This is a genomic window from Corynebacterium sp. HMSC074A09 (assembly GCF_001811545.1).
Taxonomy (GTDB): domain Bacteria; phylum Actinomycetota; class Actinomycetes; order Mycobacteriales; family Mycobacteriaceae; genus Corynebacterium; species Corynebacterium hiratae.
In genome coordinates, this window is the sequence record NZ_KV805098.1 from 1 (window position 1) to 10,166 (window position 10,166).

Consider the following 10,166-nt stretch of genomic DNA (forward strand, 5'->3'; position numbering starts at 1 on the left):
ATGGACTCGTGCGATCGATTTTGGTAACCGGTCTGCTCCAGCATAGGGACTGACATCGAAATCAAGAACATCTGCCTGTATGACATTCCACTCTGGTCGGTTGGCCTGCAAAGTCTTTACCGCCCAATCATCGATTTCTACAGCTACAAGATGGTTGAAACCGGCTCTTTCGAGGCCGAGCGCTTGGCCGCCAGCGCCTGCGCAGATTTCGATAGAAGTTAATGGGGTGTGCACGAATTGATTGTATTTACGCCGAGAACAGAGGGTCTAAGGGGGAGAAAAGTACCGACGCTCGATGGTGTGCACACTCTAGTGCGACTATTACTACATGGTGAAGATTATTCACGTATCAGATCGGCGGCGATGGCCGTTTCGAGCGGCCAAGAAATTTGAGTTAACCGAGCGGGATCGGCTCCTTTTTGACTGGTTGGTGGCTTTTGGAGCTATGACGCGCGACCACGTTGCCAGACTGTGGGGGATTAATCATTCGGGAGCCTCTAAACGTCTTCGTGTGCTCCGCGATAAAGGGTTCATTGACGATAAAAGCGTTTTCACGGGCTTTCCCAGCATCCTCACCATCACCAGCAAGGGGTGCAGGCACAGTAGATGGACGCACATTACTGATAAAGGAAATGTTGTCGGGGACTTCAAGCCTCCTCGCTTTAACACAGGTGGAACCCTGGCACACACGCTTTTGGTTATGGATTCAGCTCTATCCTGGGCAATTTATGGGCACACAGTCGTAAGCGGGCGAGTGATGAAGGCCCAGGACCGTAAGCACCTCAGAAAAGGAACTCACCACCCGATATACGCTATCGATAGGTATAAGGCAGATGCCAAGCGCTACTATTATCCGGATTTTTTATCCCTGCCGGATAGCGTTGACGACTCCAATAGCTTGGTCTGTGCTCCTGCGGCTAGAAAACCTCGACCAAGTAAGGAACAACCCGATCGATGGCCAACAAGAGACAGCTCATCTAAGCAATTTCTGCACTTGATGATCCCGAAAGTCACTGGGGCGTGGGCCGTTGAGGTCGAGCGTTCACGTAAAACCACGAAACGGTATAGACACCTCAGCTGGGTGTATGAGTCGTCTTTGATTCCGTATGAGCTTTTACCGGATGCCGACTACCTCCCTCTGGCTCAACGGGTCATGTGGTACGTCGCGGATACAGGAACGCGGACACGTATTGATGCCGCGTTTTCACGGAGCCGGGAAGAGCGAGGACGTGGTCGGTCGCAGCGTAAAATTTCGTGGAGTCGCGACCTCGAGCCTTGGCTTGTAGCTCCCACACTATAGGGAGTGTGTGGGGGGCTTAGCGGGCGATGCTTTTTCTTCGACGCGCAGTGGTGCGATGGGTTCCGTTCGCTGCGCTCACTCCGAGGATAAATCCTCGGCTCTTGCTCCCCTTTTCGGGGAGCGCCTGGGGGACGAATCCGCCCCCGATGAAGCTCCTATTCGTCGCTTCACCGGTGGCGGTTTCTTTCCCCCAGACCCTCGCCGCGAGCCTCCCGCTTTGGCGGGGTGGCGAGTGGCGCGATGACGCTCGAAAAGTCGCTCATTTCAGGACAACCCTGCATTGCAACGGGTTTGTCCTTCCATTCTCTCCGTTTTTCGAGGTCACCCCCTCCTTCCGGAGGTGGCAAGCCGCGCCACTCGCCACCCCGCCTACAACGACCAATCGTTGATTTAGGAGGCGGGGCGGCTCGCGGCGCTCCGCCGTGGCGTCCTGGTCCTTTCCCACACGATTCTGCGCTCGCAAGCGAGCTGGAATCGTGTGGGCCCCTTGGCCCAGTTCGCCACTCTGTCGCTGCGGCTCTACGGGGCGCGATTCCTCCCCCGCACAGCAAGCTGTGCGGGTCCCCTGGAATAGTCGCCCCTTCGTGCCGCTAGTGGAGGCGCTGCGCGCCACCGTTTTCGGGCGCACGGCGCCCTTTAACTGCGCGTGTAACGCGCAGTGTGGGCGGTTTACCGCCCACCTGCTGTGCGTACCGTAAAACTTCCAGCTCACTGATTTTATTTCAATTCACTGGGCAGTTTATTTCTTAGTTTGTGATAATTTTGTACATAATCACTTGACAATAATAACGAGAAGGTGTATAATTTATTGTGTAAGTTAAGCAATACAAGTAAAAGGAGTATAAATTGAGCACTTACAAAAATTTTAACGATATACGTGAGTCTTTATCTGATGCTGGAGTTCTAAAAGTAACTTTGGCTACCTTGCGCGACGCTGCCGATTACAAGCGACTCGGAAAAGGAGTTCTTGAAGAATTGGCAACCAAGGTGCGAGGTATCGGCGCAGAGTATTTCCCTAGTTACGTTTTAGATAGCAATGAGAATCCACGCGGTAATGACGAGGTTCGTTTGGTACTAGCAGATTCACAGGTCGGAAAAATCGTCCGAGCAATTCAAGACCCCACGGAATCCGGAGATTCTTTGCTTGGAAATATCGCAGAAGATAATTCTGCTGATGTCCTGAATCAGATTCGAAATTTGTTGGGCGACTAAACGCCGCTGCTTAAGAAGCAGAAAGAAAGAGCTGACTTTAAGTCAGCTCTTTCTCCATATGTGGGGCCACCGGATCGAAGTTTGATCACTGCCGAAAGTCGGTTCCGGTGTGCCTCGGCCCCCGCCGAGACACACCGGCTGCAACAACATATTTGGGTACATTCCTATCCTGTTTAGGAGGGGTGGTTTTTACGTTTTCGCAGTTTAAGGACAACATATTTGGACACATTTGTAGATGAAGGGGTGTAGGTCGCATGGCTAACGATATGAAGTCTGAGTTGGTTGACCCCGTGCTTTGACGAGCTTTCCCGATGGGCTGAATCAGACGAGTTTTTTGATGCAATGGACGCCGCATCCCGGTCAGGAAAATCGGATGGGACGGCGTTGCGCCACGCCCAGGAGATCATTCGAAACTGGCTAGGAAAATAGGCCGCGAAGGCGGCCGAAGAATCCTTGCTGTGGGGGTTGCTTGGGTTCTTCCTCGTGTGCAGTCTCTGCTTCTGTTGAGGAGAGCACGGCGGGAGTTTCTGAGTCTGCAGTGTTGTCGTTGGTAGGTTGCCTCGACGGTTCGGGGGATGATTCGGGGGCTGGGGTGTCGGATGAGCCGCGCTCTAGCATCAGTAGGGCCTTTTTGAGGTCTTCGATGCGGGCTGCACGTTCCGAGGCAAGGACTCTTTGATCCTCCAGTTCTTTACGAAGAGACTGCTCGCGCAGTTCTGCGAGTTCGAGTTTGTGCCGCAGATTAAGGGTGTTCAGGTGGTCACCCTGGTCACCTGTGCGGACATGTTCATGGTCACCCTTATGTTCGCCCTGAACACCCCCGTGGTCACCCTTCTGGACAACCGAATCTTCGGCGGGTGAAGGCTTTCCTGGGCGCAACCCTGCAACCCCGAGTGACGTGACGGGAATAGCCCACTGACCGTTTATTTTCCTCGCTCCAGGAAACTCTTCCTTTTTCAGCATTCTCATGATCGTGCTGCGGCTTACCCCAGTTTCCTCGGCGGCTTTTCGGGGTGACCACGTGGTCAGGTGAACACCTGCGTGGTCAGCTGTCTGGTCACCCTTGTGGTCACCCTGGTCAGGCCTGGTCATGTCTTGACCATACTGCGTCCCAGGTACTGAAACAGAGCGCTGTTTCGGTGTGGCGAGAAAACGAGAAAAGGGTGTCCTTCCATTTAGTTGTTGGAAAGCCACCCTGCCGGTAACCAATGCGCAACACAACCATGCTCGGTCTTATTCCGGTGGGTGCCGTCCAAGCTATTGTTCGTTCCAGTAAAAACAGTTATCGAAAAGTCTGTTGTGAGGCATTTGCAGACTGGATACGGGAAACCAGTGGTGCTCCACTGTGCTTCCTAACTCAATAATTCCGAGGTTGTTCGATAGCGGAACACCTGTGTCCACCACGCCGACTAGCGTGAAACCATGACCCTCACAAACAGCGCCGGTGACCTATTCGCGTTCTGGAAGCCATTCATCATTGATCGACCTGGCGGTACTCCCTATGCGGCGGGCGAGCTGTATGCCACCTCATTCGATGAGGCACCACTGACGGAGTTTTTCGGCCCCAACCTCACAGACGAGTACGACGGGTGGCGTCTACTAACCGCGCGATCCGGACAGAGCACTTCTAACCAACCAGTACGGCACTCCTCGGAGACTATTGATGCTAGCCTCATCGCCTATTTTCAAGAGCACCCCGGCCTGTACCTAACGATGCCGCTAGACGATGAGCAAGGTGGGTGGGTGATTGCTTACTGCCCTCAATAGAACGTCTCCTTAATAAAGGCCGACTAGTCCATCGGGAGAAGCATCTCACCAGTTAGGGGATGTGGTGCAGCGACATCTGCCATCACTGGTGCGCGGGGTGGTGCAAAAAGTGCTTTAACCTGCATACTTTCGCGTGTCGCCACTGGAAAATGACACCGTTGTCATTTAAACTTCGCCGGTGAAAGCCCTTTGAAAATGAAGAAAGTCACTGGGTGCCCGCCCAGTGACTTTCGCTTATCGCCCAGCACAACCTGGGAGAAAGCATGACCGTGAGTTTACCTACTCAAGCGCACTTTGCGCACATTAAAACGCCGACCCGTGTCGAAATAGACCGTGGCGGACTGGATAACACCCCAGTATCCGCCAGCGACCGCGATCAACTCCGCGAGCATCTAGGCCGCGAGGTACTCCACGGGTCTATCGGACGTGACTTCTCCAAGGCATACATCCGTAAACCCGACGGCACGAACTCCCCACGCATGTACCGCTTCGACACCGATGCTCTAGGACGATGCGAGTACGCCATGCTCACCAATACGCAGTACGCCGCCGTCCTGGTCGTCGACGTTGACCAGATAGGAACAGCCGGCGGCGACCCCGCAGACCTGAACCCCTATGTCCGTGACGTGGTGCGCTCACTTATTGCCCACAACATCGGGCCAGCCTGGGTAGGAATCAACCCGACTAACGGCAAAGCACAGTTGATTTGGCTTATCGACCCCGTCTACGCTGACCGAGATGGTCAATCTGCGCAGATGAAGCTGCTGGCAGCAACCACACGCGTACTAGGCGAGCTATTAGACCACGACCCGCACTTTTCCCACCGATTTAGCCGCAACCCCTTCTATACGGGAAAAGCTCCTACCGCTTATCGTTGGTACAGACAGCACAACCGAGTGATGCGGCTTGGAGACTTGATAAAGCAGGTAAGGGACATGGCAGGATACGACCAGTTCAACCCCACCCCGCGTCAACAGTTTTCCTCAGGCAGAGAACTAATCAACGCGGTTAAATCTCGTCGTGAGCAGGCCCAAGCATTCAAATCCCTAGCCCAGGACGTAGACGCAGAAATCGCTGATGGTCTCGACCAGTACGACCCAGAGCTTATTGACGGGGTACGAGTGCTCTGGATTACCCCGGGCACCGCAGCACGCGACGAAACAGCCTTTAGACACGCACTTAAGACCGGACACCGACTGCGCCAACAAGGCCAACGCCTCACCGATGCCGCAATTATCGACGCCTACGAACACGCCTACAACATCGCGCACACCCACGGCGGCGCAGGACGCGACAACGAGATGCCACCCATGCGCGACCGCCAAACTATGGCTAGGCGAGTACGCGGGTATGTCACCCAGTCCAAGAGCGAGGCCTACAGCGGCTCTAGCTCGCCAGGAAAAGCTACCAGCAGTGAACGCAAAGCACTAGCCACCATGGGTCGCAGAGGAGGACAGAAAGCCGCACAACGCTGGAAGGAAGACCCTGATGGCGAATATGCGCAGACAGAGCGCAAAAAGCTTCAGGCCGCAAACGCACTTCGACAGAGTCGTGGAAAAGGTACCCGCGGACGGGTGCTAGCAACAGCGATGGACATCTTGACGCAGACAGGAAAGACTCCGTCAGGACGAACCGTAGGTCAGGAATTGGGCATCACCCGTCAGCAAGCTAATCGCCATCTGAAAGCTCTGCGCGAAGCCGGACTTATTTAACTGCAAAGTGGAACATGCCGTAAGCAATATACGGTTCCCCTGCCGCTAGGCAGTTAGATAAAACCCTACGTGAAGAAAACCTTGTACAGAAGTATCCCTAGCTATTGTCCACCGGCAGCACCAGGAGTACCCCAAAGAATGCGGTTCCACAGGCGAAGGCTAGGACGCTATCCCAGCATTCGGCGACGATGAACCCCCACAGGACGACCTCGACGATGACGAGCAGACCAAAATTTTTCTGAGCGTTTTATCTATGAACCGATCATCTCATAAGGGTGTGCACACCTCGACGCCAACTTGGGGTGTGCCGTCTTGGACAGCCTTAAACCCTCACACCCGCGGTGGACACATCGTCTACGCCCTGGGCGCGCCTGTCTGCCTGTCGAACGCCGGAAACCGCAAGCCCGTGAATCTGCTCGCATGTGTCGAAGCCGGCCTGACCAGAGTCCTCGGCGGCGACCCGGCGTTTGCCGGGCGCATCACCAAGAACCCTGAATGCACCACCGCGCACCTGCCGCTGTGGGGCCGACCGAAGCTGTCTACGACTTAAAAGAACTCGCTGCGGCACTCTCCGACATCGACGCACTGCCGCGCTACGACGACCACAAGGCGCTTACGGTCACAGGCGTCGGACGGAACGTGGATCTCTTCAACTATCTGCGGAAATGGGCCTACCCGCGTCGCGGCTCATACGGCACCAGCCAGCAAGGGCGCCTGGACTGGGAGCAGGTCGTGCACGACCGGTCCGCGCTCCGCAACGCGGATCATATCGGCGCTGAGTACGCACGCGGCCCGCTCGACACCAACGAGGTACTACACCTCGCGCGCTCGGTCAGTCGATGGACGTGGCGCAAGGGTGGGCAAAAGAGCGCGGAGAAGCGCTGGGGGAAGTTCTCCGAAGAAGTTGCGAAGCGATTGGAGCTGCTGAAGTGAACCAACGGCAAAAAGTGCCCCGCAATGGCCACACGGTGAAAGAAGCCGCATCTCTCACCGGGCTATCGACCGCGACCATCATCCGCTGGACGAGTGAACCGCGCGAGAACTATCTCGCGCGCTCCAACGAGAAGCGTGCAAAAGTAGCCGAGCTTCGCGCCCAGGGCCTGACTATGCGTGCTATCGCCAAAGAGCTTGGGTGCTCGGTTGGAACCGTGCACCGATACGTCAAAGAAGTCCAAGCAAAAGCGCTTAATCTGCCAGCGCACCATTTATCCCGCGTTCTTTTTCAGCCATGCTCGGCGCTTCTGCCGACTCATGCCAGCCGGCAAAATGAATTTCCGGTCGTTGTAAGCCACGACAGTCAGGTTCGAGTCTTTCAACGCAAGCTCCAGAGAATCCGGGTCAACCACACCAGAAAGCTCTTCGACTTCGAGCACAGGCGGGGTAGCGTTCTCTGATTCCCAGCCCATGGATTCAACCTTCAAGTTGCCTTGAATGCGCAAGATAGCCAGCTTCAACGCCGTCACAACTTGCTCACTATTCGGCAACTCCTGGAGCACATTCGCCATGCGATCCGGGTGCTCCATCAACCACTCAGCGACTCCAGAACGACTGTAGGGACGCTCCTTTTCGACCGTAACTGTAGGCATTTCTACGGCCTGACGATCCACTAAACCGGCGTCGGCTGCACGCCGAATCTCCCACGCTCGGTGCCGACAAGACGACGAGCAATAGCGCGGCCTGCGGCCAGAACCGGAGTAGACAAGTTCCCTATTGCACACCAGGCAGCGGCGTATTTCTTGCTTCGGTTCGGTCATGCTTTAACGGTACCATTTCGTGCCAACGACCCGATTAACACTAAGAGTGCCTATAGTGTGTTGCCGTTAAGGCCAGAAGACGAGTAGGTCGAGCAGCTCGTTCCAGCTGTGGATCGTGGCCATGGGGTCGGCAAGAATCGTGCCCAGGGCAGCGCCTAGCGTGAGCGAGCGCAGCTCAGAAAGTCGCCTAAGACTTGTGTGGGGATTGTTCATCGGTCCTCCTTTGCACGTCCCGTATTTCGGTCGTGCGGAAAAGGAATATCGCAACCGGTGCGTTGTCCAACTCCAAGTGCTCGGTCTGGGCTGCCGCCCGAGCCGTCCGGCTCGGTTGCCCTGGTTCAGTCCTCGCGTACTCAATCGCGCAGAAACCCCAGCCCTCCGTGGGTACCGTCGCTAGGTCTTTAACCGCTTAGACGGGCGTACAGCGCGCCGTGTGAAGCTGCTACACCTGCTCTGCAAGCCTGACAAGCGCGGTTGGGCGGAATGTACCCGAATATGTTGTTGACCTACCCGCCAGTCCTGGCGGACAAGCCGGGCAGTCTTGCGGCGGTCTGTCGCCTGATTCTCGGGCCGGTTCTCCCGGCCCGAGAATCAGGCCGCGAAGCGGCTGGAGCAAACACACTCTATGCGCTCATAGTGAAGTGGGCCTGACCTGTGGTTACGGCATACCCTGATTATTTCGCACGTGCGTTAAAAAGGGTGCATGGGCACTCACACTGACTCGACATCTGCGCGCCGCGAGCACTCATGCCGGCGGTGCGGAAAACCGATCCCGGAGCGCTTGGATCCGCGTGGTCGGCCCGTACAGTGGTGCTCCGGCGCGTGCCGCGCAGCTGCGTCGCGCGAGCGTCGCGAGCGGGAGCATCAGGCGGCACTAGAGTAGGCGCGAACCCAGGCCGTGTTGACGCTTCGGACGCGCTCGGAGGAGTTTTCTGATGCAACGAGGGTGGTGCGTGAACTTACGCATGATTTGGTTGTGGGGCGAGAGTTTGGGGTTTCTGTGGAGCATCATGACCTGATTGCGGCTATTCGAGATTTTGCGGATGTGATGGATGCGCAGACCGTCGCAGCAGCCCCTACGCTCAATCGAGCACAGCGGCGTGCGCAGAAGAGACGGCGTTAGGCCGTGCTCTATTTTTAATGCTCGTTTCTCGTTTGTTTGCGGAGCCGCGCGCCTGAAATTATTGGATTTATTTTACGATTGTTAACTATTTTTCCGCCCTTCTCTGTGTGTAGAGTATCTTTCGGTGGATTTCTTTCACTGACGTATAAACACGAAAGGAGGGCTTACTATGCCTTGGGTAATTGGCGGCGCTGTGCTTGGCGGAATCCTGATTTTGAATTTCGTTAACGCACCGAAAGCTTGGTAAAAGTTGGCCCTGCGGATGTTTTCATTCGCAGGGCCAATAGCTCGCTATGATTCATACTCATGATTACTGGCCTAATCGGCGTCAATGGGTCTGGAAAGACCACTTATTTAAAGCAATTGCACCGAAATAGCGGTGGCGGATTCCTGCCTGACTACCCTAATATTCCGCTAGAACTCAGCGCGGTGGAGCTATTGTGGCGGGTGGGTGCAATGCGTAACATCGCGGACCCAAAGGGGCGTGCGGAGGAGCTGTGTTCCGCATTGCTTATTGATGGCGCTTTCGACCGAAACATTTCCACCTACTCGGCGGGAAACTATAAAAAGACAGCGTTGGCCACACTGTTAATGGAGCGCCCGGAGTGGCTGTACTTGGACGAGCCACTGGAGACTGTGGATGCCGTCTCGCAAGAGATTATCTTCGACATCCTGAAGGGCTTGAGCGAAGCTGGCACCCACGTTGTACTATCCACGCAGGACATTCAGTTGAGTCTCCGACTGGAGGAAATCAAGGTTTTTTCGCAGCTCAAGGTGGTTGCAGAGGGTGCTCCAGTTGACGTGCTAGGTGAGTATCCCTTCAAAAGGTTTCTGGAGCTGTCTGGAATTGTCCTTAAGCCCAGGAGAATTGAATGGCTTTCGTAGTTCTACCGCACCTGCTGCGGGCTCGCTATGGCCACGAAGCTGACCGCATGGAGCGCTCCGTAGAATTCGTCCTCATCGTGGTGGTAATGCTTAGCTGTACTGCGTCTTCTGATATGCCACTGCAATGGCCTGGCGCGGTGGCGGCTGCCTTTTCGATGTCGGTCATCGCCGTGCAGACACTGGCGCAGTCGTGGCATGCATGGTCCCAGCCTCCCATCTCAGCTGACTCAAAGCGGCTTTATCGGGATTTCTTCCTAGCCACGCTATTGAGCGGGCCGGGCTTACTGACACTTGCATTTGGGCTTGTTTACTTCAATGCTGCGTTGATGCTTCCAGCGTTAGCCTGCATATTGGTCATCCTTGCCGTTTACCCGCGTCTCAACCGGTTACCAAAATCGATCGCACGAGTCCAT

11 protein-coding genes and 1 pseudogene are annotated in these 10,166 nt (G+C 55.5%); 8 read left to right on the plus strand and 4 right to left on the minus strand.

The window, feature by feature from the left end:
• On the minus strand, nucleotides 1-234 hold a 234-nt coding region (locus HMPREF2807_RS13300), incomplete at its 3' end, for a DNA cytosine methyltransferase (RefSeq protein WP_232751586.1).
• A gap of 1,912 nt (nucleotides 235-2,146) precedes the next feature.
• On the opposite strand from HMPREF2807_RS13300, the gene HMPREF2807_RS13820 reads away from it, so the two are divergent.
• The gene (locus HMPREF2807_RS13820) at nucleotides 2,147-2,512 is read left to right on the plus strand and encodes a hypothetical protein (protein WP_158010514.1); all 366 of its coding nucleotides are present in this window, start codon (nucleotides 2,147-2,149) and stop codon (nucleotides 2,510-2,512) included.
• A gap of 417 nt (nucleotides 2,513-2,929) precedes the next feature.
• On the opposite strand, the gene HMPREF2807_RS13655 is transcribed toward HMPREF2807_RS13820, so the two are convergent.
• Complete coding sequence (locus HMPREF2807_RS13655) at nucleotides 2,930-3,604, minus strand: helix-turn-helix transcriptional regulator (RefSeq protein ID WP_118853175.1); 675 nt, start codon at nucleotides 3,602-3,604, stop codon at nucleotides 2,930-2,932.
• Nucleotides 3,605-3,934: 330 nt separating this feature from the next.
• On the opposite strand from HMPREF2807_RS13655, the gene HMPREF2807_RS00910 reads away from it, so the two are divergent.
• The 5 genes and pseudogenes from HMPREF2807_RS00910 to HMPREF2807_RS14275 all read left to right on the plus strand — a co-directional run.
• On the plus strand, nucleotides 3,935-4,279 hold the full coding sequence (locus HMPREF2807_RS00910) for a hypothetical protein (protein WP_070509704.1): 345 nt from the start codon (nucleotides 3,935-3,937) through the stop codon (nucleotides 4,277-4,279).
• Between the two features lie 269 nt (nucleotides 4,280-4,548).
• Nucleotides 4,549-5,991 carry a replication initiation protein gene (locus tag HMPREF2807_RS00915; RefSeq protein WP_232751587.1) on the plus strand — a complete coding sequence of 481 codons (1,443 nt, stop codon included), beginning with the start codon at nucleotides 4,549-4,551 and terminating at the stop codon, nucleotides 5,989-5,991.
• Between the two features lie 304 nt (nucleotides 5,992-6,295).
• Complete coding sequence (locus HMPREF2807_RS13305) at nucleotides 6,296-6,541, plus strand: replication initiation protein (protein WP_158010515.1); 246 nt, start codon at nucleotides 6,296-6,298, stop codon at nucleotides 6,539-6,541.
• On the plus strand, nucleotides 6,487-6,924 hold the full coding sequence (locus HMPREF2807_RS00920; protein WP_070509706.1) for a primase C-terminal domain-containing protein: 438 nt from the start codon (nucleotides 6,487-6,489) through the stop codon (nucleotides 6,922-6,924). Before HMPREF2807_RS13305 ends, HMPREF2807_RS00920 begins: the two co-directional genes overlap by 55 nt.
• Nucleotides 6,831-7,160, plus strand: a pseudogene (locus tag HMPREF2807_RS14275) (helix-turn-helix domain-containing protein); the annotation flags it as partial. The gene HMPREF2807_RS00920 and the pseudogene HMPREF2807_RS14275, both read left to right, overlap by 94 nt.
• Nucleotides 7,161-7,196: 36 nt before the next feature.
• Here the strand turns inward: HMPREF2807_RS14275 and HMPREF2807_RS14090 are convergent.
• The gene (locus HMPREF2807_RS14090) at nucleotides 7,197-7,745 is read right to left on the minus strand and encodes a hypothetical protein (RefSeq protein ID WP_232751588.1); all 549 of its coding nucleotides are present in this window, start codon (nucleotides 7,743-7,745) and stop codon (nucleotides 7,197-7,199) included.
• Nucleotides 7,746-7,811: 66 nt separating this feature from the next.
• Complete coding sequence (locus HMPREF2807_RS13830) at nucleotides 7,812-7,958, minus strand: hypothetical protein (protein WP_158010517.1); 147 nt, start codon at nucleotides 7,956-7,958, stop codon at nucleotides 7,812-7,814.
• A gap of 1,216 nt (nucleotides 7,959-9,174) precedes the next feature.
• On the opposite strand from HMPREF2807_RS13830, the gene HMPREF2807_RS00935 reads away from it, so the two are divergent.
• Together HMPREF2807_RS00935 and HMPREF2807_RS00940 are read left to right on the plus strand one after the other, a co-directional pair.
• Complete coding sequence (locus HMPREF2807_RS00935) at nucleotides 9,175-9,753, plus strand: ATP-binding cassette domain-containing protein (protein WP_070509711.1); 579 nt, start codon at nucleotides 9,175-9,177, stop codon at nucleotides 9,751-9,753.
• On the plus strand, nucleotides 9,741-10,166 hold a 426-nt coding region (locus HMPREF2807_RS00940; RefSeq protein WP_158010518.1), incomplete at its 3' end, for a hypothetical protein. The genes HMPREF2807_RS00935 and HMPREF2807_RS00940, both read left to right, overlap by 13 nt.